The 23093-nt window shown below is 59.7% G+C and carries 23 protein-coding genes, 1 tRNA gene and 1 pseudogene; 19 read left to right on the plus strand and 6 right to left on the minus strand.

The genetic code is table 11. The annotated features are described in order from the left end of the window. The first annotated feature begins 15 nt into the window (after positions 1–15). The 6 genes from LG376_RS05945 (at position 16) to nrdE (ending at position 5903) form a co-directional block, all read left to right on the plus strand. Positions 16–1371 (plus strand): sugar porter family MFS transporter, encoded by a 1356-nt coding sequence (locus LG376_RS05945; protein ID WP_049378439.1) that lies wholly within the window; start codon positions 16–18, stop codon positions 1369–1371. A gap of 120 nt (positions 1372–1491) precedes the next feature. Beyond that, the gene (ykgO, locus tag LG376_RS05950; RefSeq protein ID WP_003847162.1) at positions 1492–1614 is read left to right on the plus strand and encodes a type B 50S ribosomal protein L36; all 123 of its coding nucleotides are present in this window, start codon (positions 1492–1494) and stop codon (positions 1612–1614) included. A gap of 166 nt (positions 1615–1780) precedes the next feature. Next, on the plus strand, positions 1781–2686 hold the full coding sequence (locus LG376_RS05955) for an alpha/beta fold hydrolase (protein WP_225746487.1): 906 nt from the start codon (positions 1781–1783) through the stop codon (positions 2684–2686). Positions 2687–2993: 307 nt separating this feature from the next. Next, complete coding sequence (gene nrdH, locus LG376_RS05960) at positions 2994–3233, plus strand: glutaredoxin-like protein NrdH (RefSeq protein ID WP_198491999.1); 240 nt, start codon at positions 2994–2996, stop codon at positions 3231–3233. A gap of 21 nt (positions 3234–3254) precedes the next feature. Continuing rightward, positions 3255–3686: a class Ib ribonucleoside-diphosphate reductase assembly flavoprotein NrdI gene (gene nrdI / locus LG376_RS05965; protein WP_225746488.1), complete on the plus strand. Its 432-nt coding sequence runs from the start codon at positions 3255–3257 to the stop codon at positions 3684–3686. Between the two features lie 54 nt (positions 3687–3740). Continuing rightward, positions 3741–5903, plus strand: a complete 2163-nt coding sequence (gene nrdE, locus LG376_RS05970) for a class 1b ribonucleoside-diphosphate reductase subunit alpha (RefSeq protein ID WP_049378443.1) — start codon at positions 3741–3743, stop codon at positions 5901–5903. Positions 5904–5958: 55 nt separating this feature from the next. On the opposite strand, the gene LG376_RS05975 is transcribed toward nrdE, so the two are convergent. After that, positions 5959–6654, minus strand: a complete 696-nt coding sequence (locus tag LG376_RS05975; RefSeq protein WP_225746489.1) for a FadR/GntR family transcriptional regulator — start codon at positions 6652–6654, stop codon at positions 5959–5961. Between the two features lie 143 nt (positions 6655–6797). On the opposite strand from LG376_RS05975, the gene nrdF reads away from it, so the two are divergent. Together nrdF and ctaD are read left to right on the plus strand one after the other, a co-directional pair. Next, complete coding sequence (nrdF, locus tag LG376_RS05980; protein WP_225746490.1) at positions 6798–7787, plus strand: class 1b ribonucleoside-diphosphate reductase subunit beta; 990 nt, start codon at positions 6798–6800, stop codon at positions 7785–7787. A gap of 342 nt (positions 7788–8129) precedes the next feature. Further along, entirely contained in the window at positions 8130–9824 is a 1695-nt protein-coding gene (ctaD, locus tag LG376_RS05985) for a cytochrome c oxidase subunit I (RefSeq protein WP_049378446.1), read from the plus strand. 88 nt (positions 9825–9912) lie between these two features. On the opposite strand, the pseudogene LG376_RS05990 reads toward ctaD, so the two are convergent. Continuing rightward, a pseudogene (locus tag LG376_RS05990) lies at positions 9913–11173 on the minus strand (IS3 family transposase). A gap of 198 nt (positions 11174–11371) precedes the next feature. Between LG376_RS05990 and serB the strand changes: the two are divergent. Both serB and LG376_RS06005 read left to right on the plus strand, forming a co-directional pair. Beyond that, a complete protein-coding gene (serB, locus tag LG376_RS06000; protein ID WP_049377282.1) occupies positions 11372–12562 on the plus strand; it encodes a phosphoserine phosphatase SerB in 1191 nt (396 codons plus the stop codon). Continuing rightward, a complete protein-coding gene (locus LG376_RS06005; RefSeq protein WP_225746491.1) occupies positions 12555–13286 on the plus strand; it encodes an aminoacyl-tRNA hydrolase in 732 nt (243 codons plus the stop codon). The genes serB and LG376_RS06005 overlap by 8 nt, the downstream gene beginning before the upstream one ends. On the opposite strand, the gene LG376_RS06010 is transcribed toward LG376_RS06005, so the two are convergent. Beyond that, complete coding sequence (locus tag LG376_RS06010) at positions 13252–15231, minus strand: ATP-dependent DNA helicase (protein WP_225746492.1); 1980 nt, start codon at positions 15229–15231, stop codon at positions 13252–13254. The two genes, LG376_RS06005 and LG376_RS06010, sit on opposite strands and share 35 nt — an antisense overlap. A gap of 18 nt (positions 15232–15249) precedes the next feature. After that, positions 15250–16578: a nicotinate phosphoribosyltransferase gene (locus LG376_RS06015; RefSeq protein WP_225746493.1), complete on the minus strand. Its 1329-nt coding sequence runs from the start codon at positions 16576–16578 to the stop codon at positions 15250–15252. Positions 16579–16700: 122 nt separating this feature from the next. Between LG376_RS06015 and clpS the strand changes: the two genes are divergently transcribed. From clpS to rdgB, 8 genes are all read left to right on the plus strand, one after another. Then, positions 16701–17027: an ATP-dependent Clp protease adapter ClpS gene (gene clpS / locus LG376_RS06020; protein ID WP_225746494.1), complete on the plus strand. Its 327-nt coding sequence runs from the start codon at positions 16701–16703 to the stop codon at positions 17025–17027. Between the two features lie 4 nt (positions 17028–17031). Beyond that, the gene (locus LG376_RS06025; RefSeq protein ID WP_049377279.1) at positions 17032–17568 is read left to right on the plus strand and encodes a DUF2017 domain-containing protein; all 537 of its coding nucleotides are present in this window, start codon (positions 17032–17034) and stop codon (positions 17566–17568) included. Then, a complete protein-coding gene (locus LG376_RS06030; protein WP_225746495.1) occupies positions 17568–18494 on the plus strand; it encodes a P1 family peptidase in 927 nt (308 codons plus the stop codon). Before LG376_RS06025 ends, LG376_RS06030 begins: the two co-directional genes overlap by 1 nt. 13 nt (positions 18495–18507) lie before the next feature. Next, a complete protein-coding gene (locus tag LG376_RS06035; protein ID WP_225746496.1) occupies positions 18508–19161 on the plus strand; it encodes a rhomboid family intramembrane serine protease in 654 nt (217 codons plus the stop codon). Continuing rightward, positions 19161–19940 carry a glutamate racemase gene (gene murI / locus LG376_RS06040; protein ID WP_049377276.1) on the plus strand — a complete coding sequence of 260 codons (780 nt, stop codon included), beginning with the start codon at positions 19161–19163 and terminating at the stop codon, positions 19938–19940. The genes LG376_RS06035 and murI overlap by 1 nt, the downstream gene beginning before the upstream one ends. A 71-nt stretch (positions 19941–20011) precedes the next feature. Next, positions 20012–20773 (plus strand): MBL fold metallo-hydrolase, encoded by a 762-nt coding sequence (locus LG376_RS06045; protein WP_225746497.1) that lies wholly within the window; start codon positions 20012–20014, stop codon positions 20771–20773. A 15-nt stretch (positions 20774–20788) separates the two neighbouring features. After that, complete coding sequence (gene rph, locus LG376_RS06050; protein ID WP_225746498.1) at positions 20789–21517, plus strand: ribonuclease PH; 729 nt, start codon at positions 20789–20791, stop codon at positions 21515–21517. Further along, positions 21511–22119 carry an RdgB/HAM1 family non-canonical purine NTP pyrophosphatase gene (rdgB, locus tag LG376_RS06055; protein WP_225746499.1) on the plus strand — a complete coding sequence of 203 codons (609 nt, stop codon included), beginning with the start codon at positions 21511–21513 and terminating at the stop codon, positions 22117–22119. Before rph ends, rdgB begins: the two co-directional genes overlap by 7 nt. Here the strand turns inward: rdgB and LG376_RS06060 are convergent. Both LG376_RS06060 and LG376_RS06065 read right to left on the minus strand, forming a co-directional pair. Then, complete coding sequence (locus tag LG376_RS06060; RefSeq protein ID WP_225746500.1) at positions 22116–22460, minus strand: DUF3817 domain-containing protein; 345 nt, start codon at positions 22458–22460, stop codon at positions 22116–22118. The two genes, rdgB and LG376_RS06060, sit on opposite strands and share 4 nt — an antisense overlap. Before the next feature lie 2 nt (positions 22461–22462). Further along, positions 22463–22885 carry a hypothetical protein gene (locus LG376_RS06065; protein ID WP_225746501.1) on the minus strand — a complete coding sequence of 141 codons (423 nt, stop codon included), beginning with the start codon at positions 22883–22885 and terminating at the stop codon, positions 22463–22465. A gap of 90 nt (positions 22886–22975) precedes the next feature. Here LG376_RS06065 and LG376_RS06070 point away from each other — a divergent pair. After that, positions 22976–23057 (plus strand) — tRNA-Leu (locus tag LG376_RS06070). The last annotated feature ends 36 nt before the right edge of the window (positions 23058–23093 follow it).

Genomic DNA, 23093 nt, shown 5'->3' on the forward strand with positions numbered 1-23093 from the left:
ACACAATATTGTGCTGTGAATAAGGAAGTTTATGTCAAGGTAGTAGCTGGCATAGCGGCCCTGGGCGGGCTGCTATTTGGATACGACACCGGCGTGATGTCCGGTGCCTTGCTTTTTATTAGCCCCGCATTCGATATGAGCGCGCACCAAGAGGGCTGGGTGACCTCGATGCTGCTCGTGGGTGCTGCAGTAGGGGCGCTGACGGCCGGGCGCATCGCCGATAGATTCGGCCGGCGGCTTACGCTGATTGCCGGCGGCATCATTTTCGTGCTGGGCTCCGTCTGGTGCGCCCTGTCCGGCTCGGTGGGAATGCTGGCAACGGCACGCACCTTTTTGGGCTTTGCCGTGGGTGCAGTCTCCATCGTGTCCCCCATGTACATCGCGGAGATCGTGCCGGCCAAGGTGCGCGGGCGCATGGTCTCGCTCAATACCCTAGCGATTGTGGTGGGCCAGTTGATGGCCTACCTGGTCAACTCCGCGCTGGCTTCTACCGGTAGCTGGGAGTGGATGCTGGGCCTAGCCGCCGTGCCGGGCCTAGCGCTGGCGCTCGGAATGGCTTTCCTGCCAGAGACGCCGGTATGGCTGGCTACTAACGGCCACATGGCTAGCGCCCAGGAGATTGCCGGGCGCGCCGGGATGGATATTTCGGAGCTGACCTCGCAGGAGACCGCGCGAAAGTCCAGCGGATCCGAATGGAAGGCGCTGAAGGCCAATCGGTGGATGCAGATTACGGTGCTGCTTGCCATGCTGATGGGGCTGACGCAGCAGATTACCGGCGTCAACGCCATCGTGTACTTCGCGCCGACCATGATGAACCAGGTGGGGATTTCCACGGCCAACTCGGTTTATACCTCCATCGTTATCGGCACGGTATCCGTGCTGGCTTGCTGGGTGGGGCTCAAGGTCGTGGACCGCATTGGGCGAAAGCGACTATTGCTTACCGGTCTGACCGGCAACGTGGTCTCGCTGTTTATCCTCTCCTTTGCCTATTCCCATGCGCAGGACTCCACCGCCATGGCGATGGTCTCGTTGGTCTTTATGGCGCTGTTTATCGCCTTCCAGCAGGCTGCAGTGTCGCCCACTACCTGGCTACTCATCTCCGAGCTGGTGCCGCTGCAGGTGCGCGGCCTAGGCATGGGCATTGCGGGACTCTCGCTATGGGCCACCAACTGGGCCGTGGCGCAGTACTTCCTGCCGCTAGTGGAGTGGCTGACCGGCCCGGTGGCGTTTATCGTCTTCGGAGTCTTTGGTCTCATTGCCATCGGCTACACCAAGGTTTTGGTTCCAGAGACTATGGGACGTAGCCTGGATGAGGTAGGCGAGGAGATGAAGTCGCGCTACGAGCGCGAGTCCGCACCCGTGAAGCCTTAGTGTTTTGGTATTGACGGCCGTGTGAGGTAACATTTTTCCTCGTGTCATGGATGGGGATTCCCAGTCCGTGCTTTACTTATTCAACCGCATGTAGATTGCGCATAACGAAAGGAGCGCCCGATGAAGGTCCGTAAGTCCCTTCGGTCGCTGAAGAAGAAGCCGGGCGCCCAGGTTATTCGCCGCCACGGTAAGGTCTTCGTGATCAACAAGAAGGATCCCCGTTTCAAGGCTCGTCAGGGCTAATTGAGACGCGATTCCATCCGCTCCCTCCGGCTTTCCGGAGTGGGGCGGATTTTTTCATGCGTGAGCTCTGGCACAAAAGGATACATTCTCTTCAGTTCCGGTAAACATAAAGGCAAATATATGAATATAATTATTTTGTCTATTGATGTCGTGAGAAAGAAGAATAATGTCCCAGCGGATCGTCGCCGCGCTCACTGCCGCCGCACTCGGATTGTCTGCCCCAGTGGCTCATGCCGCAGAACCACAGTGGGAATCCTCTGCACCGGAGTCTCTTGGTATCAATGACCCGTCCTGTGTGCCTTCAGGGGACATCACTGAGCCCGTTGTGCTGCTGCATGGAACCTCGAATAATGCTTCCGTGTGGGGAAATTTGGTCCATCTCTTGCAAGATCAGGGGGCGTGCGTGTGGGCCTTTGACTACGGCGCCGATGATGTCACCTTGCAGAATATGATTCCAAGCGTCAAAGCCATCGCGGACCTGGATGATTCGGCCGCGGAAATTGCGGATCAGGTGGACTATGTCCGCGAGGTCACTGGCTCGGACAAGGTGAACTTGGTGGGCCATTCCCAGGGCGGTATGCACATCAAGACGTATACACAGATGCATGATGGGGCGGGTCATGTGTCCCATGCGGTGGCGCTAGGTGGCAACTTCCACGGCACCACGCTTAACGGGCAGGGGGAGACGCTTTCTAAATTCATTGCCTTCGCACCGCACCTCGCCGCCTTCCTGGCTAGTACGGCCGGCATCCAGCAAGTAGTGGGGTCGGAGTTTATGAAACGGCTCAATGCGCTGCCGGATACCGCGCCAGGCGTGCTTTATACCTCCATTTACTCACCGGGGGATACGACGGTGACTCCGAATAGTTCTTCGCAGCTGGCGCTTGGCGACGGCGCCGATGTGGTCAACCTCGACCTGGGCGAGATCTGCGGCGTGGCTCCTCGGCACGACAAGCTGCCGACCAACTGGACGGTGTTGAGTCAGGTCATCTTTGGTCTGAAGCGCGCCCCGGGGGAGGGACCGAACCCGTCGACCTGCGTCTCTGAGGGGGTGCCGATAAGCGGGGCCTAGAGCGGGCCGCCAGCCCCTTAAATGTGAACTTTGACACACAAAATCGTGAACTCCAGGTAAACCTGCAGGAATCCCATTGGTGTAGTTTCATGGCTGTCCTTAGGTGTGGTCAACATGTGGGGTCCGGGGGTGTGCCATCCTGGGAATACCATGGCTGTAACTACTACATATTGTGTTAGTTGCGGGTATTTCCCCCAAAGTATAGTGTCGTTGATGTTGCTCAGAGCGGCGCAGGAAGCGCCCGTTTAGGCGGGAAAACGCTCCCCGCTCTGACGAATTTTTCAATGCAGGAGCTTTAAGGATCTATATGTCTATCACCGTTTACACCAAGCCAGCTTGCGTCCAGTGCAATGCCACCAAGAAGGCCCTCGACCGCGCCGGGCTCGATTACAACCTGGTCGATATTTCTGTTGATGATGAAGCCCGTGATTACGTCATGGCACTGGGCTACGTTCAGGCACCAGTAGTTGAAGCTAATGGCGAGCACTGGTCCGGTTTCCGCCCTGACCGTATCAAGGGCTTGGCTTCCGTAGCGGCATCCGCCTAAGAGGTAGGGAGGCCAGTAGCCATGTTGGTCGTGTATTTTTCCTCCGCGACGGAAAATACGCACCGGTTCGTGCAGAAACTGGGCTTTCCCAGCGCGCGCATTCCGCTGCGCCGCACGGAGGAGCTCCTCAAGGTCAACGAACCTTATGTCTTGGTGTGCCCCACCTATGGCGGGGGCGCTTCCATCAGCCACCAAAACTCCCGGCCCGTGCCAAAGCAGGTTATTAAGTTCCTCAATGATGAGCACAACCGCAGCCTCATTCGCGCGGTAATCGCGGGTGGCAATAGCAATTTCGGTGCCGATTTTGGCAAGGCTGGTGACGTCATCAGTGCCAAATGTAAAGTGCCCTATGTATATCGTTTCGAGTTGCTGGGAAACGATGACGATATAAAAATTTGTCGTGAAGGTTTATTGGCTAACGCCGCCGAGCTCGGGCTCGAGGCCGCGGCCTAGCGCCCACTACGACTTAAATAAAGATCCTGATTTTTAAGAAAGGCCTTGTCAGCTGTGAGTACGCAATTGGGGAAGACCGTCGCCGAGCCAGTAAAGCCAGAAGAGCAGTTGGATTACCACGCTCTGAACGCGATGCTGAATCTCTACGATGATAACGGCAAGATTCAGTTTGAGAAAGACCGCGAGGCCGCTAACCAATTCTTCCTGCAGCACGTTAATCAAAACACGGTCTACTTCCATGATCTGGAAGAAAAGATCGATTACCTGATTAATAACAAGTACTACGACCCGCAGGTCATTGAGCAGTATGATTTCTCCTTTATTAAGGAGCTATTCAAGCGCGCTTATTCCTATAAGTTCCGCTTCAAGTCCTTCCTGGGCGCGTATAAGTACTACACCAGCTACACGCTGAAGACCTTCGACGGACGCCGCTACTTGGAGCGTTTTGAAGACCGCGTCTCCATGACGGCTCTATTTTTGGCGGATGGCGATACTGGCCTAGCGGAGCACCTCGTAGACGAGATCATGACCGGCCGCTTCCAACCGGCTACCCCGACCTTCCTCAACGCCGGCAAGGCCCAGCGCGGCGAGCTCGTCTCCTGTTTCCTGCTGCGCATCGAGGACAACATGGAGTCCATTGGCCGCTCCATCAACTCCGCGCTGCAGCTTTCCAAGCGTGGCGGCGGCGTGGCCCTCCTGCTGTCTAATATCCGCGAGTCCGGTGCACCAATTAAGCACATTGAGAACCAGTCTTCCGGCGTCATCCCCGTGATGAAGCTGCTGGAGGATTCCTTCTCCTACGCCAACCAGCTCGGTGCCCGCCAGGGTGCCGGTGCGGTTTACCTCAACGCGCACCACCCAGACATCATGAACTTCCTGGACACCAAGCGCGAGAATGCGGATGAGAAGATCCGCATTAAGACCCTCTCGCTGGGCATCGTCGTGCCGGATATCACCTTTGAGTTGGCTAAGCGTAATGATGATATGTACCTCTTCTCGCCGTATGACGTCGAGCGCGTCTATGGCAAGGCCTTCGGTGACATCTCCGTGACCGAGCACTATGAGGAGATGGTGGAAGACCCACGCATCCGCAAGAAGAAGATCAACGCCCGCCACTTCTTCCAGACCGTGGCAGAGCTACAGTTCGAGTCCGGTTACCCGTACATCATGTTCGAGGACACCGTAAACCGCGCGAACCCAGTGAAGACCTCGTGGATCAACATGTCCAACCTGTGCTCGGAAATCCTGCAGGTTAACTCCGCATCCGAATTCAACGCGGACCTGACCTATGAGGAGTTGGGCAGCGATATTTCCTGCAACTTGGGTTCCCTGAATATCGCGATGACCATGGATTCGCCGGACTTTGCCAATACGGTGGAAACCGCCATCCGCGGCCTGACCGCCGTGGCGGATAAGACCTCCATTGACTCCGTGCCGTCCGTGCGCCGTGGTAATGATGAGTCCCACGCCATCGGCTTGGGCCAGATGAACCTGCACGGTTACTTGGGCCGCGAACACATCGAGTATGGCTCGGAAGAGGGCTTGGACTTTACCAATGCTTATTTTGCCGCCATTTTGTATGCGGCGCTGCGTGCCTCCAATAAGATTGCCCGCGAGCGCGGCGAGTACTTCACGGAGTTCCCCCAGTCCGAGTATGCCTCGGGCGAATTCTTTGACCGCTACGATCCGGAAGAGTTCAAGCCGAAGACCAAGAAGGTACAGGAGCTTTTCGACGCCTCTTCGATCCACACCCCGTCCGCCCAGGACTGGGAGGACTTGAAGCAGGACGTGGCTAAGTACGGCCTGTATAACCGCAACCTGCAGGCGGTACCGCCGACGGGTTCGATTTCCTATATCAATAACTCCACCTCGTCCATCCACCCGATTGCCTCCAAGATTGAGATCCGCAAGGAGGGCAAGATCGGCCGCGTCTACTACCCGGCGCCGCACATGGATAATGACAACCTGGAGTATTTCAAGGATTCTTATGAGATCGGCTACGAGAAGATCGTCGATACTTATGCCGTAGCCACGAAGTATGTGGACCAGGGCCTATCGCTCACGCTCTTCTTCAAGGACACCGCGACCACTCGTGAGGTCAACCGCGCGCAGATTTATGCGTGGCGCAAGGGCATTAAGACCTTGTACTACATCCGCCTGCGCCAGATGGCGCTGGAGGGCACCGAGGTCGAGGGCTGCGTATCCTGCATGCTCTAAACCGGTGGTAGGGCGCCTCGATGCACGTCGCGGGGAAGGACGTGCATCGAGGCGTTTAGCCGTTTTCGGCCCTAGTGCGGTCGAGAATGGTGCGGGAGGTTTCTTCGGCGGCGTCGGCAAGCCCGGCATCAATGGCGCGGGCCAGTTCCATGTGCAGCTGTGTGGTGCCGCTGATGGGGTCGCGTTTGCGGGAGCCGAAGACGGACTTACCCTTGAGCATCGCCACTAGGGAGGGGGCGAGCGCGGCGAGCATTTCATTGCCGGAGGCCCGCAGGATGAGGGTGTGGAAGCGCAGATCGGTTTCCAATTCTTCACCCACGCGCGGAGACGGGGTGGATTCCAGCTCGGCCAATCGCGCGGCGAGGCGCAGCAATTCTGCCCGCTGCTGGGCGGTGGCGTTGCCGGCAGCCAGACGCGCGGCCACCGGTTCGATGCCAAGCCTTAGCTCGTTGAGCCGGGCCACTTGCTGCCCGCGCGTTTTATCGTTGTCTAAGCGCCAGCCAATGATCGCTGGGTCATATACCGCCCACTTCTCCATCGGTAGCACCGTGAGGCCCACGCGGCGCCCAGAGCTCACCATGCCGAGATGCTCCAAGGCGCGCATGGCCTCTCGGGCTACGGTGCGGGAGATGCCAAAGCGCTTTTCGACGTCCTCCAGCCGGAACCGCTCGCCCTCCGCGAGGTCTCCGCTTACTATATCCGCGCCGAGCTGGTCCACCACGGAGCCGAGTAGGGGAGGGGTAGCGCTCATGCGGAAATCCTTTCTTTGCATGCTCCGAAGTAACTGGGATCAGTATAGGTAAGTGGTATCCAGCACAATGGCTTAGAGGGGCGGCCGAATTGGGTATGCTGGGGAGCTAAAATTGTCCGTATTATGTATTGGAGTGACGCCGCGTGTCGCACGAGTACGATGACTATCTTTCTAGTCATGAAAAGCCAGTTGAAGCCATTAACTGGAATAGCATCCCGGATGAAAAGGACCTTGAAGTGTGGGACCGTCTCACCGGTAACTTCTGGTTGCCGGAAAAGGTTCCAGTCTCCAATGACCTTCCCAGCTGGAAGACGCTGACGGAGAAGGAAAAGGAAACCACCATGCGGGTCTTTACCGGCCTGACGCTGCTGGATACCATCCAGGGCACAGTGGGTGCGATTTCGCTTCTTCCGGATTCCCAGACTCTGCATGAGGAAGCGGTCTACACCAATATCGCCTTCATGGAGTCCGTGCATGCCAAGTCCTATTCCAATATCTTTATGACCCTGGCGTCCACGCCGATGATCAACGATGCCTTCCGCTGGTCCGAAGAAAACGAGAACCTGCAGAAGAAGGCCAAGATCATCTTGTCCTACTACAAGGGCGATAATCCGCTGAAGAAGAAGGTGGCGTCCACGCTGCTGGAGTCCTTCCTGTTCTACTCCGGCTTCTACCTGCCGATGTACTTCTCCTCCCGTGCGAAGCTCACCAACACTGCCGATATCATCCGCCTGATCATCCGCGATGAGGCCGTGCATGGTTACTACATTGGTTATAAGTTCCAGCAGGCGTATAAGCAGCTGGATGAAGAGCGCCAGGCGGAGCTGAAGGAATACACCTTCGACTTGGTCTATGACCTCTATGACAATGAGATCGACTACACCGAGGATCTCTACGATGACCTGGGCTGGACCGAGGACGTTAAGCGCTTCCTGCGGTACAACGCCAATAAGGCGTTGAATAACTTGGGCTTCGAGGGGCTCTTCCCGGCCGATGAGACCCGCGTTTCCCCGGCTATCTTGTCCTCGTTGTCGCCGAACGCCGACGAGAACCATGACTTTTTCTCTGGTTCGGGTTCTTCCTATGTCATCGGCAAGGCTGAGGACACTACGGATGATGACTGGGACTTCTAAGCATTCCTGCTGATCAGCGTGGTCTAGCGGCACACCTTCTGCTCGAACTCAACCGAAAGGTTGATAACGAGCGGGGGTGTGTTTTTACGTTTTGGGGCCGCACAATTCGGCGCGACTGTGACATATAGCACGCTGTATCTTTGGCGAAAACCGTAGGTGGAAATAGTGGCTGCGCCACGTGCAGGGGCAATGTGGCAGATGTGGTCAGTGGTGAGGTGTGTCCTTGCGTCCGAGTATTGGGGGAAGCTGGAAAGAACAGGGGAAAATGGCCTAATATAAGGCGAGTAAACCTAGGTGTAGGTGGAGTCTGTCCACAGACACTTTGTTATTCAGGAGGATTTTATGACCGCTGTGGCGCCACGGGTCGACGACTACGTCGCCCCCACACGTCCAGAGCCAACCGGTAACGCGAAGACCGGTTCAAAGGCTTGGGTATTTCTAACCACCACCGACCACAAGCAGCTGGGCATCATGTACTTGATCATGTCCTTCAGCTTCTTCTTCCTCGGTGGCTTTATGGCACTGTTGATCCGCGCGGAGCTGTTCACCCCGGGTCTCCAGTTCTTGTCCAATGAGCAGTTCAACCAGCTGTTCACCATGCACGGCACCGTGATGCTGCTGCTGTTTGCAACCCCAGTTGTGTGGGGCTTTGGTAACTACATTCTGCCGCTGCAGATTGGTGCGCCGGACGTGGCCTTCCCGCGTCTGAATGCCTTCGGCTTCTGGGTTACCCTGCTGGGCGGCATCGTCATGCTGCTGGGCTTCGTTACCCCAGGTGGTGCGGCTGACTTCGGCTGGACCATGTACATGCCGCTGGCTGATGGTGTCCACACCCCGGGCATCGGCGCGGATATGTGGATTGTCGGCGTGGGCGCTACCGGTGTCGGTACCATTGCCTCCGCTATCAACATGATTACGACCATCCTGACCCTGCGCGCACCGGGCATGACCATGTTCCGTCTGCCGGTCTTCAGCTGGGCTGTGTTTACCGCATCCGCCATCGTGTTGATGATTTTCCCGCTGCTGACCGCTGCGGCACTGGGTGTTCTGTATGACCGCAAGCTGGGCGGCCACATCTACGATTCCGCTAATGGTGGCGCCATCCTGTGGCAGCACCTGTTCTGGTTCTTCGGCCACCCTGAGGTCTACGTCCTCGCGCTGCCGTTCTTCGGCGTTGTGTCTGAGGTCGTTCCGGTCTTCTCCCGCAAGCCGGTCTTCGGCTACATCGGTCTGGTCTTCGCACTGCTGGCCATCGGCTCCCTGTCTATGGCTGTGTGGGCACACCACATGTTCGTCACCGGCGCTATCCTGCTGCCGTTCTTCTCCTTCATGACGTTCCTGATTGCGGTTCCAACCGGCGTTAAGTTCTTCAACTGGGTCGGCACCATGTGGAAGGGCCACATCACCTGGGATACCCCGATGATCTTCGCCATGGGCTTCATGGCAACCTTCCTCTTCGGCGGCATGACCGGCGTTATGCTGGCATCCCCGGCACTGGACTTCCAGCTGGCTGAGTCCTACTTCTTGATTGCACACTTCCACTACACCCTGTTCGGTACGGTTGTGTTCTCCGCCTTCGCCGGCCTGTACTTCTGGTTCCCGAAGATGACCGGCCGCATGCTGGACGAGCGTCTGGGCAAGATTCACTTCTGGTTGACCTTCATCGGCTTCCACGGCACCTTCCTGGTTCAGCACTGGGTCGGCAACATGGGTATGCCGCGTCGTTACGCTGACTACCTGGAGTCCGATGGCTTCACGGTCTTCAACCAGATTTCCACCATCTTCTCCTTCGTCTTGGGCGCTTCCGTTATCCCGCTGATTTGGAACGTGTTCAAGTCCTGGCGCTACGGCGAGATTGTTACCGTGGATGACCCATGGGGCTACGGCAATTCCCTCGAGTGGGCAACCTCCTGCCCGCCGCCGCGCCACAACTTCGTGTCGCTGCCGCGTATCCGCTCCGAGCGTCCGGCCTTCGAGCTGCACTACCCGCACATGGTTCAGCGCATGCGCGAAGAAGCACACGTGGGTAGCCACTAAAGCGATATAACTCGCTAAAGCACTCCTGACTTAAGCCGCCTCCCAGCCCGCCAATGAACTGGCCCCCGAAAGTTGGACTGGTTTAATTCTAGGCGGTTAGGGCTTCAAGGGTCTGATTTCGATATTGCATCGGGGTCAGGCCCTTGAGTCGTTGTTGGATGCGTTCGGTGTTGTACCACCGGATGTACTCGTCGATTGCCTGGTTGAACTCTGCGACGGTGTCGAAGGCTTCTCCGTGGTACATCTCGGTTTTCAGGTGGCCGAAGAAGTTCTCCATGACCGCGTTGTCGTAGCAGTTGCCTTTGCGTGACATCGATTGGACTCCCTGGTGCTGGCTAATCAGGGTGCGCCATGATGAGTGCTTGTATTGGAATCCTTGATCGGTGTGGATCATCCAGCCCGGCTCTGGAGCACACGCTTTGATCGCCTGCGCCAACGAAGCCGAGGTAAACGCCGTAGACGGCGATGTGGCCACTGTGTGGGCGACGATTGAGCGGTCGAACAGGTCCATCACCGGTGAGAGATACACCTTGCGGCCAGCGACTTTGAACTCGGTGACGTCGCTGACGAAGACAGTGTTGAGCCTATCGGGGGTGAAGTTGCGCTCGAGTGTGTTCTCAGCGATGTAGCTGATTGTGCCAGTGTAGGAGATGTAGGGCCTGCGCTGGCGGATCTTGGCTTTCAAGCCCATGGCGCGCATGAGCTTGTAGACAAGTTTGTGGTTGACCACCCAGCCCTGGTTACGCAGGTCGAGCAGTACCCGCCGGTAGCCGTAGCGGTGTTTGTTGCGCTGAAAACTGTCCCGGATCGCTTGTTTGAGCTCGGCATGTTTATCCGGTGCGGTGAGTCGTTTTTGGTGGTAGAAGAATGTCGAGCGTGCCATGCCGGCCGCATCCAGGAGGTAGTCCAAGCGGTGGTGTGACTTGAGGATGACGATTGCCTGGGCTTTCAGGCGTGTCCCTGGTTCCTCAAGTCTCGCAATTTTTTTAAGTAGGCGTTTTCCGCTTCCAGCCGCTCAACCTGGCGGCGAAGCTTTTCCTCTTCCGTGAGGCGTTTCGGCGCAGCCGATCCTTTGGGCCTGCCCTTCGGCTTCGGGCGCAGAGCCTCGTCGCCGCCTCTGCGCCACTTAGCCACCCAGTCCTTGACGAGGTGGTCGGATGAAAGATTGAACTCTCGGGCAAGATCCATCATCGACTCACCCGCAAGATGACGTTCTACAACTTCCTTCTTCGCCTCGAAGGAGTAGTGCTGCTTGTTTGGTTTCTCCACGAGACATAGTCTGCCACGCAGTTGGAAACGGCGATAAAGTCTACGCGTTGCGTCTCTCGAGACACCGACAACACGAGCAGCGGCTCGGCAACCCATTCCCTGCTCGAAAAGCTCCACTAACTGCTCACGCTGAACTTCACTCAGCGAACTACGTGCTCTCAAAGAAAATGCTCCCCACTAGTTGTTGGCAACTGATTTCTCAGTCCAACTAATGGGGAGCAGTTCACAAGGGCCGTGGGAGGCGGCTTTGGCGTATCTTATTTGCCCCACGTGCGATAATGGGCCGCGTGAGTACCCAAGTTGATACCTATGCCGTCATTACCACCACTGGACCGGACAAACCTGGGGTCTCGGCTGCCTTCTTCCGCGTGTTGGCGTCTTATAGCGCCGCGCTTGTCGACGTCGAACAGGCCATCTTTTCCGGCCGTATCACCCTCGCTGCCCATACCCGCATTCCCAGTGCGCGCGCCGAGCAGATTGCACAGGGGTTGCGCAATACCTTGAGCATCTACGGGCAGCAGGTATCCGTGGACGTACGGGAGGAGGAATCTAGCGCGCGAGCTCGCTCTACGCATGCGGTGGTCCTCATGGGAACGGAAGTAACCGCCCACCACGTAGAGGAGGTCGCCCGCGTATTGGCCAACTTCGATGCCAATATCGATCGCATCCGCGGGCTTTCCACCTCTCCACTGACCGGCCTAGAGCTTTTCTTGTCCCTCGATGGTTCCGCGGCACCCGTACGCCAGGCGCTGGCAGAGCTGGCACAGCAGATTGGCATCGACATTGCCATCGAACCGGCGGGTCTGGGCCGGCGTTCCAAGCGCCTCGTCTGCTTCGACTGCGATAGCACCCTCATTCAAGGCGAGGTCATCGAGATGCTGGCCGCGCACGCCGGCAAGGAGGAAGAGGTTGCCGCCATCACGGCCCGGGCTATGCGCGGCGAATTGGACTTTGAGGAGTCCCTGCGCGAGCGCGTGGCCGTTTTGGCCGGCCTGGATGCTTCCATCGTTGATGAAGTAGCCCGCGAGATTCAGCTGACCCCCGGTGCCCGCGAGACTATTGCCACGCTCAACCGCATCGGTTATCGCACCGCTGTGGTCTCGGGCGGGTTCATCCAAGTCCTAGAGGGCCTAGCCGCAGAAATGCAATTAGATTACGTCCGCGCCAATACCTTGGAAATCGCCGATGGCAAGCTCACCGGCCGCGTAACCGGCAGGGTGGTTGACCGCAAGGCCAAGGAGGAATTCCTGTGGGAATTCGCCGCAGATTCCGGGGTAGGCATGCGCCAGACGGTCGCCGTGGGCGATGGTGCCAATGACATCGATATGATTACCGCCGCGGGACTGGGCATTGCCTTTAACGCTAAGCCGGCGCTGCAAGAAGTGGCGGATACCTCGGTAAATCACCGGCGGCTGGATGAGGTACTACAGATTTTGGGAATCCCGGCCGAGGAGGTTGTGCATGGATAAGTTTGGAAACGCCCACCAGCGCTTGGTAGAAGCTTGTGACTCGCGCTCGTGGCGCGATGACCCAGAAAACCCTGACGAGCCCGCCACCATCCAAGCGATGCAGATTGCGCTTAACCTGCCAAAGCAGGAGCCGCCGGCGCGCACGGAGGTGCTGGAGGCGGCCGCCAGCGCCGTTGTGGCCGTGTGCTTGGACGAGCGCGCGGGGGAGGACGGGGCCTTCGCCCACGCCCTGGACCAGTGGTACGGCCACCGCATCCGCAAGATCGCCCGCCGGGCCCGCAATAAGGCCTGGCGCGATGTGCAGAGCCTGCCCGGCGTGACCGTGGCGGACCGTGCCCGGGCCTTCGCGCCTTCGGCTGTGGGGGAGGTGGATCCGCTCATCGGCAAGCTGCAAATCGGTCACACTGACCTTGCTTATGATGAGCCGGGAGCCCCGCTTGGCGATGCCCCCGTTATCTACGTCGACCGCAGCCTCAACATGTCTGCGGGCAAGGCCGCAGCGCAGGTGGGCCACGGTTCGATGATGCTCGCCGCGGCGATGTCGGTGGGGGAGGCCCGTGCCTGGGCCGACACCGGTTTTAAGCTTTCGGTTCGCGAGGTATCCGGAGAATATTTTCGCACCGCCTGTGCGCAGGACGGCGCCGTGGTCATCGTAGACGCCGGCTTTACGGAGATTGCGCCGGACTCGGCTACCGTGTGCGCCCTGCGGCGACCAATCGCTTAAGCGCGCCGCGCACCGTATCCGGGTCGGTGGTTTGCCAAAAGCGCGGCATGGAGGCCTTGAGGAAGCTGCCGTAGCGCTTATACTCCAAGCGGCTATCGAGCACGGCCACCACTCCGCGGTCGGTCACGTGGCGCAGCAGGCGGCCTGCGCCCTGTGCCATGAGCAACGCGGCGTGGTTGGCGGAAACCTCCATGAACCCGGAGCGGCCCGCAGCATCGGCTGCCTGGGCGCGCGCCTGCATCAGGGGATCGTCCGGCCGGGGGAACGGAATGCGGTCGATGATGACCAACGAACAGGCCGGTCCTGGCACGTCCACGCCTTGCCACAGGGTAAGTGTGCCGAAGAGGCAGGAGTTTTCCTTCTGGGAGAATTTTTCTACCAGTGCGCCGATGGAATCCTCGCCTTGCACGAAGAGGTCAAAGGGGATGCGCGGCTTGAGGGTGGTGGCCGCCTCTTCCGCGGCGCGGCGGGAGGAGAACAGACCAAGCGTGCGCCCGCCGGCGGCCATAATGAGCTCGTAGATCTCATCGATGGTTTCTTTGGGCAGGCCATCGCGGCCCGGCGCGGGTAGGTGCTTGGCGGTGTACAGGATGCCGGATTTGGCTGGGTCGAAAGGCGTGCCCGCATCCAGGGTGTCGTAGGTGCCGCTCGGCATGCCCCACTGCGCGGCCATGGCATCGAAGCGGCCGCCGAGGGCGAGGGTGGCCGAGGTCAGCACCACCGTCTGCTCCCCAAAGAGGTTCTCGCGCAGCATGTGGGCGATCGACAAGGGAGCCACGGCGAGTGTTTCGGCGTCGCTGCGCGGATCGCGCTCGAGCCAGACGACGTCGTCTTGCTTGGCCGGGTCATCGGTGGCGAAGACCTCCAGCATGCGCGCTACGGCCTGCGCGAGGTCGGAGAGGTGGTTGCTCAAGTTTTGGCGCTCGGCGTTTTTCTCCGGATCGTCGGTGGCCTCGCCTTCTGGTGCGTGAGAAATGAGGGACTTAACGCGCAGGAATTCGTCGGCAAGCGCGCGCAAGTGGCCCTGTGAGGTTTCATCTAAGTCCGTCCAGCGGCCTGGCTCTTGGATTTTCATCAGGTCATCAAATTCCTCGGCCAAGTCCGAGAGACTGCCAGCATTGCCCAGCGACTTCGCGCGGTTGGCAGCCATCTTGATGGCGCGGGTAGTAATCTCCGCGGTAGATACAGAGGTGATGCGGCCATCGAGCTCGTGGGCCTCATCGATAATGGCGACGTCGTGCTCCGGCAAAATATTTGCCTCAGAAACCGCGTCGATGGCGAGCATGGCGTGGTTGGTGACCACGATATCGACGTCGGCAGCCGCCCTGCGAGCCTCTTCTGCAAAGCAATCTGGCCCGTGCGGGCAGCGCGACGCGCCCAAGCACTCGTTGGACGTTACGGAAACCGCCCGCCACACCAAGTCCGGCACGCCCGGCTCTAGATCATCGCGGTCACCGGTGTCGGTTTCCTGCGCCCACTCGTGGATACGGCGCACGGCCTTGCCGCGGTGGGAGATCTCGGATTCGTCGATAAGAGCTTCCGGGTCATCCGGCGTAGCCGCAATCTTATTCATGCACAGGTAGTTATTGCGGCCCTTCATGATGGCGAAGGTAGGCGTACGCTCCATAACAGGGGCGAGTGCCTTAGCAAGCCGCGGCAGATCGCGCTCCACCAGCTGGCGCTGCAAGGCTAGCGTCGCGGTGGAGACGATGACGGTGGACCCCGAGTTCATCGCATGCCGGATAGCCGGGACCAAGTAGGCCAGGGATTTACCGGTACCGGTACCTGCCTGCACTGCCAGGTGGCGCTCCTTTTCGAGCGCAGCCGTGACGGCCGTGGCCATGCGCACCTGGCCTTCGCGCCGGCTGCCGCCCAGCGCGTCAACGGCCTTGCCCAGCAGCGTTTCCGTGTCGAGGTTTAGGGGCTCATCTGCGTGCTCACTCACCCCACACAGTCTAGCGGCCTACTTTTTAAAGCCCACCATCCGCGTGGGCACGGCCGCCTCATCGCGCGAGAGCGCCAGGCCTTCCCACGGCAGGGTCTTGCGGGCCTGATCCAAATACTCGCGAGAGGCATGCAGATTCGGCAAGCCGTCAACGATGTGCCCATCGCGCATGAGCGGAATGGTCATCTCGCGGGTATCGAGCTGGCCGGTATCTGGCGCCGGTTCCTCAAAGGGGTAGACGATTTCCTCCACCGCCACGCCCGAGGAACGGTAGGTGCGCAGCGCCCGCTTGGCACCGCCGACGGACTGCTTGGAAGTAGAGCGCTTGGCCACTGGGATGCCATCTACCTCCACTACCTTGTAGACCATGCCGGCTGTAGGCGCGCCGGAGCCGGTGACCACGGACGTGCCGACGCCATAGACATCGACCGGATCGCCGCGCAGGCCAGCGATGGCAAACTCATCGAGGTCAGAGGAGACCACGATATTGGTATTGTGGTTGCCCAAATCATCCAGCTGCTTGCGTACGCGGCGGGTGACGGCGCCCAAGTCACCGGAATCTATGCGGACCCCACCTAGCTGCGGGCCACCTACTTTCACTGCGGTTTCTACGCCCTTGGTGATGTCATAGGTATCGACCAGCAGGGTGGTCTCTACACCCAGCGTGTCGATCTGGGAGCGGAAAGCGGCTTCTTCGTTCGGGGTGTCGTCCGGGTTGGTATGCGCCAAGGTCCAGGAATGAGCGGCAGTGCCGGAGACCGGGATGCCGTAGCGGTAGCCTGCCTCCAAATTGGAGGTGGCTTCGAAGCCAGCCAGGTAGGCCGCGCGGGCGGCGGTTACCGCCGCATACTCGTGGGTGCGGCGCGAGCCCATCTCGATAATCGGGCGGCCATCGGCAGCCGTGACCATGCGGGAAGCAGCCGAAGCCACCGCGGAATCGGCGTTCAGGATGGACAGGATGACGGTCTCAAGGATTAAGCATTCACCAAAAGTGCCGCGCACGGTCAGGATGGGGGAGTTGGGGAAATAAAGCTCACCCTCGCGGTAGCCGTCAATCTGCCCGGAAAAGCGATAGTGACGCAGGTATTCCTTGGTTTTGTCATCCAGGAAGTCCATCTCTGCTAACTGATTGGCCGAAAAGCGAAAATCCTCCACCGCACGCAGGACCCGCTCGGTGCCGGCAACCACGCCGTAGCGGCGCTCATTGGGCAGACGGCGGCCGAATACCTCACAGGTGACCTGGCGGTTTGCCGAGCCGTCTCGCAGCGCGGCCTGGAGCATAGTGAGCTCGTATTTATCCGTCAGTAGAGCAGTGGAGCGATCATTAGGAATAGCTTTGTCATTCACGGGAGTGATAATACCCACTGACTAGGTGTTTTTCAGAGGTTTAGATTCTTAGGGCCTAGATTGTCCGCAGTCAGATTGGGCTGGCCCACAATAAATCCCCAAAAGTGGTTAGGCTAGAAAGCATGAAGGCGCAATTTCCCGTAGTCCGCATGAGCTCTCCTATGGCTACGCCCGAATTGGATGAAGAACTCGACGTAGATGTGGCCACGAGTGAGAACCTCCCGTGGATGTGCATCGTGTGGGATGACCCAGTCAACCTAATGACCTACGTGTCCTACGTATTCCAAACCGTTTTGGGATATGACAAGAAGCGAGCCAATGAACTCATGATGCAGGTCCATACTGAGGGCAAGGCCGCCGTCTCCAGCGGCGAGCGCGACAAAATTGAGGCAGACGTGAAAAAGCTCCAGATCGCGGGTCTGTGGGCAACGATGCAGCAGGCAGGTTAAATATATGCAACCGTGGAAGAAAAAGAAGTCCCTCATGCGCGCGCCGAAGATAACGGCCGTTTTTGAGCCAATGGAGCGCGAGGTATTAGGTGATCTCACCGCTACCGTCTCCGAGGCGATCATCGGGCGCGCGCAGTCCGCACCTAAGGATGAGCTAGCAGAGATGCTGGACATGCCTACCGGCCACACCGAAGCCCCGGACGATCCTTCACTGGCCCGTCTCTTTCCAGACTTTGAAATGCCCGGCGATGAGGAATACGAAGGCGATGCTTCTTTGCTGCGCTCGCTGCACGAGAATGACATTGCGCGCGCAAAGCTAGAAAACCTTCAAGTCATCGGTTCGGCCCTTGGCCCCACCGGCGGGGTAGAGGTCACCATTAGTGAGCAGGAGGCCCAAGCCTTTGTTGCCGGCCTTAATGATTTGCGCCTCTATGTTGCGGCAGGCGATGTTTCCGATGAAAACCTGATGTTGGACCGCGACAGCCTCGTGGAATGGTTGGCTTTCTGCCAAGATTCGCTGCTGCAGGTGCTGATGGACTAATGCTAGACGGCATGAGCATCGGGCACTATAGCGGCACCGATACCGGAGTCACAGTGCTCTACTGCGGGCCGGGTGGCGCGCTCGGCAGCGTCGACGTGCGCGGTGGCGGCCCTGGCACCCGCGAAACAGATCTTTTGCAGCCGCATAATACGGTCGAGCGCGTCCACGCCGTGGTGTTGGCGGGCGGTTCCGCCTTTGGCTTGGCGGCTGCCGATGGCGTAATGAATGAGCTGGCACACGAGGGGATTGGCTTCCCTGTCTTTGGCGAGGATAAGCCTGGACCGCGCGTGCCCATCGTCCCCGGAGCCGTCATCTTTGACCTCTTGGTCGGGCCTTCCCGCCCTGGGCCGAAAGAAGGCGCAGCCGCGCTGCGAGCCGCGTTCGCGGGCAGCGACGAATCCATGGGGTCGGTGGGAGCCGGCGTGGGGGCTACCGCTGGCAAGCTGCGCGGTGGGTTTGGCCTCGCTTCGCGCCGAGTGGGTGAGTATGAGGTCTCCGCCGCGATGGTCGCCAATCCCGTAGGCGAGGTCATCGATCCGCAGTCCGGCCGGCTGTACGGCGCGCCGGGTCGCACCCCGGTCAATGCGGCCGCCTACCGCGCCTTGCCGCACCCAGCGGAGTCCAAGCTCAATACCACCATCGGCGCGGTGCTTACCGACGCCCCCGTAACCACCGCCCAAGCCCAACGTCTGGCAATGACTGCCCACGACGGCATCGCTCGTGCGGTGCGGCCTGCCCATTCACCGCTAGACGGCGACACCATCTTTGCCTTGTCGACCGCGCAGCGCCCAGCTGAACTCAGCACGCAGGAGATCACCCAGCTATGCGCCGCAGCCGCCGATGCCGTGGAGGAGGCTATCGCCAACGCGGTTACCGCCGCCGATCCCGGCCTAGGCTTGAGCGCGTACCGCGATCTGCTGGACTAAGATAAAGCGCATTATGACTTCAGGCGGAATATCTAACTACCGGCCGGCGCCCTCGGGGCCGGTCAATCGCGGCGATTCCAAGAATTACACCCGCAGCGGCCGCATCACCACCGGCTTTTCCATAGCCTTTGGCTTCCTTGTCGTGGAGTGGGCAGTCCATATTGTCAACGCCTATCTCTTTGGCGGCCAGCTATCCAATTACGGCATCCGCCCGTTAGATTTCAACGGCATTTGGGGGATTTTTGCCGCTCCACTGCTCCACGCGAACTTTGAGCACTTGATGTCTAACTCGGTGCCCGGCGCCATCTTTTGCTTCCTCATCGGTCTTTCCGGCCGCAAGGCCTGGTGGGAGGTCACGCTGATTACCACGCTGGTTGCGGGCCTCGGAACCTGGTTTATCGGCGGTCCCGGTACCTCGCATATCGGTGCCTCCAGCTTGGTCTATGGCTGGCTGGCATATCTGATTGTGCGCGGAATTTTTAATCGCTCGCTCATCCAGACCATCTTGGGCATCGTGCTCGGCTTCGCTTACTCCGGCTTGGTATGGGGCGTGTTGCCCGTCTACGAGGGCGTGAGCTGGCAGGGCCACCTCTTCGGCGCCATCGGCGGAATCCTCGCCGGCATGACCATTACCTCGGACGACCCGGTTAAGGCAGTGAAGCGTTAATGCCAACTGCAACCTCTCCCATCGGCATCTTTGATTCCGGCGTGGGCGGGCTCACCGTGGCCCGCGCGGTGATGGAACAGCTGCCGCACGAATCCGTCATCTATACCGGTGATACCGCCCACAGCCCTTATGGCCCGCGGCCCATCTCTGAAGTCCGCGCCTTTTCTCAAGACGTGGCCGATCGGCTGGTGGAGCGTGGTTGCAAGATGCTGGTCATTGCCTGCAATACCGCCACCGCCGCCTTCTTGCACGATGCGCGCGAGCGCTACGATATCCCCATCGTGGAAGTCATCCGGCCCGCGGTGCGCCGCGCCATGTCCACCACGCGCAACGGAAAAATCGGCGTCATCGGCACTGAGGGCACCGTCAAATCCGGTGCCTATCAGGATCTCTTCGCGCTCAACCCCAAGGTGCAGGCCTTTGCCACCGCCTGCCCGGATTTTGTTCCCTTTGTCGAGCGCGGCATTACCGCCGGCCGCCAGATCCTCGGCGTCGCCGAGGGCTACCTGGCCCCGCTGCAGGAACAAGGGGTAGACACGCTGGTTCTAGGCTGTACGCATTATCCGCTGTTGACCGGGATCATCCAGCTGGCGATGGGCGATAATGTCTCGCTGGTGACCTCTTCGGAGGAGACCACCAAGGATGTGATGCGGATCCTCACGGAAACGGATATGTTGGCCCCCGCAGAGAATCAGCCGGTCCACACTTTTGAATCCACCGGAGATCCGGAGGCTTTTGCCCGCCTTGCCAGGCGCTTTCTCGGCCCCCAGATTGCATAAGGAAGTGGAATTTCTCCCCCGTTTGCACGTTGAATACGCATGCGGGGTGATTTCATGGAACTATTGAGCCCATGAAGCTGACCATCCTAGGCTGCTCCGGTAGCGTCCCCACCGCCCAGAATCCCGCCTCCGGCTACTTGCTGTCCTTCGATAATGCGCCGTCCATCGTCCTCGACATGGGCCCTGGCACCTTGGCGCAGCTGGAACAGCAGCAGGATCCTTGTGATGCGCACGTGGCCTTTAGCCATCTGCATGCCGATCACTGCCTGGATTTTCCTTCCCTGATGGTGTGGCGCCGCTTCCATCCCACCGCGCCGGCTGCTTCGCGCAATATGTGCTTCGGGCCGAAAGCTACGCCCACGCACCTGGGTCGCCTGTCCTCTGATGAGGTCGATGGCATCGATGACATGTCCGATACCTTCGCCTTTAGTGCCTGGGAGCCGGGCGAGCGCCAGCTCGTGGATGATGTCTATATCACTCCCTTCCCTGTAAACCACCCGGTAGAGGCCTATGCCTTGCGCGTGGAGCACACGAAGACCGGGCACACCATTACCTATTCCGGTGACTCTTCGTATACGCCCGCGCTTGTCGAAGCCGCCTGTGGTGCCGATATCTTCCTCTGCGAGGCGGCCTGGGGTGAGACCTCTGAGGGCAAGGCGCCGGACATGCACATGTCGGGCGCGGAAGCCGGTAGGGCGGCACGCGAGGCGGGTGTGGGCAAGCTGGTGCTCATCCACATTCAGCCGTGGGGCGATGCGCAAGCTACTTTGGAGGCAGCCCGCTCCGAATTCGATGGCGAGATTGTCCTCGGCGCCGCGGGGATGGAGTTCTAAGATACGCTGGACGGCATGACTGAATTTACTCGTGCCGATGGGCGCGCGCTCGACCAGATGCGCAGCGTCCGCATTACCCGCAGTTTCACCACCAACCCGGCCGGCTCGGTGCTGGTGGAGTTTGGCAATACCCGCGTCATGTGCACCGCATCCGTAGATTATGGCGTGCCGCGCTTCAAGCGCGATTCGGGCGAAGGCTGGCTTACCGCCGAGTACGCCATGTTGCCTTCCGCCACCCACGACCGCATGCCGCGCGAATCCATGAAAGGCAAGGTCAAGGGCCGCACCCATGAGATTTCCCGCCTCGTCGGCCGCTCCCTGCGCGCCGCGGTGGACCTGGAGGAGCTGGGCGAGAACACCATCCAGCTCGACTGCGACGTCCTCCAGGCCGATGGCGGCACCCGCACTGCGTCTATCACCGGCGCCTACGTTGCGCTTGCCGACGCCATCGCACACCTCAAGGCCGAGGGCGTTGTCCCCGGCGAGCCGCTGCTCGATCCCATCGCTGCGGTCTCGGTAGGCATCATAGACGGCGAAATCTGCCTCGACCTGCCTTATGAGGAAGACTCCCGCGCCGAGGTCGACCTCAACGTAGTAATGCAGGAATCCGGCGATTTCGTGGAAATCCAGGGCACCGGTGAGCACGGCCTCTTTGGCCGCGAGGAGCTCAACGAGATGCTGGACGTAGCCCAGAAGGGCTGCCGCGAGCTCATCGCCGCACAAAAGGCGGCGCTGGGGTGGTAATTCTCGTCGCGTCCAATAATCCGAAAAAGCTCGCGGAGCTCGAGCGCATCCTGGCCGATGCCGGCATCGAGGGCGTCGAGCTGCGCCCGCTATCCGCTGTGGAGCCTTATCCGGAGCCGGTGGAAGACGGCCGCACTTTTGCCGATAACGCGCTCATCAAGGCCCGCGCCGGCGCGGCTGCTACCGGCTTTGCTACCGTCGCGGATGATTCCGGCCTGGCCATCGAAGAGCTTAACGGCATGCCCGGCGTGCTTTCCGCCCGCTGGTCCGGCCAGCACGGCAATGACCAGGCCAATAATGACCTGGTCTTGGCACAGATGGCCGATGTTCCCGATGAGCGCCGCGCCGCCGCCTTTGTCTCCGTCTGCGCGCTCGTGACTCCCGATGACACCGAGCACGTGGCTGAGGGCCGCTGGGAAGGCCGCTTCCTGCGCGAGCCGCGCGGGGACAACGGCTTTGGCTATGACCCGCTCTTTCAGCCAGAAGGCGAGTCCCGGTCGGCTGCGGAGATGTCCCCAGAAGAAAAGAACGCGGTCTCGCATCGCGGCCGCGCTCTAAGTCAACTAGTCCCCGCCATCGCGGAGCTGGTTCGCAGTTCCTAAAGCTGGAACTCTTCCTCAATTTCCCTGCGGCGCTTGTGCTCCATCCAGAAGGACAGGAAGGGCACCACGCCGGCAAGGGCGGTGGTAAAGAGCTTGCCCACCGGCCACAGCGCGCGCGGGCCGAGGATGAGGATGGACAGCAGGTAAGTCATGTACGCGATGCCGTGAACGATCGCGATGTAGGTGGCCCACTCTGGGATCTCCATGCCGATGAGGTACTGGCAGACCATGCGGATGACCAGGATAATCAGGAAGATACCGGTCACGGTGGCTGCGATGGAGAAAAACTTCAAAGGTCCGCGGATGCGGGCCTGGCGGGCGGGGTGAACTTTATTGGTCATAATCAGCTTTCTTCGTTCTCGCCGCGCCGGCGGCGCGGGGTATTCATGGCGTTAAACGTTTCCACATCTATCTGAGGCCGCTGGGGCAGGAAATCTTCATCGATTTTGGTTTCCGCCTGCGGTTGTGCAGGAGACTCAGCCGGGGCCTCAGTGACGGTGCTATCCATGTCGCGGGCTTCTTCCTCGGCCGCGAGGCGCTCGTTTTCATAGCGCAGCGTGGTGCGATAGGCGTAGACCACGAACACGGCGAACAGTGGCCACTGGAAGGCATAGCCCAAGTTTTGGAAGGTGCCCGAGCCGGAGCGGAAGCGTGTCCATTGCCAATAGGCCAGGAATAGGAAGAGCACGACGAAAAACGCGATGAGGAGGATGTGCCACCACCGCACCTGCACGCGCTTGTTCTTCTTTTCCTCTTGAGTGCTCACGCGATCCACCCTACCCACCAGCGGCCGGAAAACAGAACACCCCTGGTTTCTGGATTGCCGGCATGCCGTGTACACTATGGCAAGTCCCCCGCGCCCGTGGCGGAATTGGCAGACGCGCTAGATTTAGGTTCTAGTGTCTTAGGACGTGTGAGTTCAAGTCTCACCGGGCGCACAATCGGCGCCGTCGGCTCGCAGAGCCGGCGGCGCT

The organism is Corynebacterium sp. Marseille-P4611, assembly GCF_916618765.1.
Taxonomy (GTDB): Bacteria; Actinomycetota; Actinomycetes; order Mycobacteriales; family Mycobacteriaceae; genus Corynebacterium; species Corynebacterium marquesiae.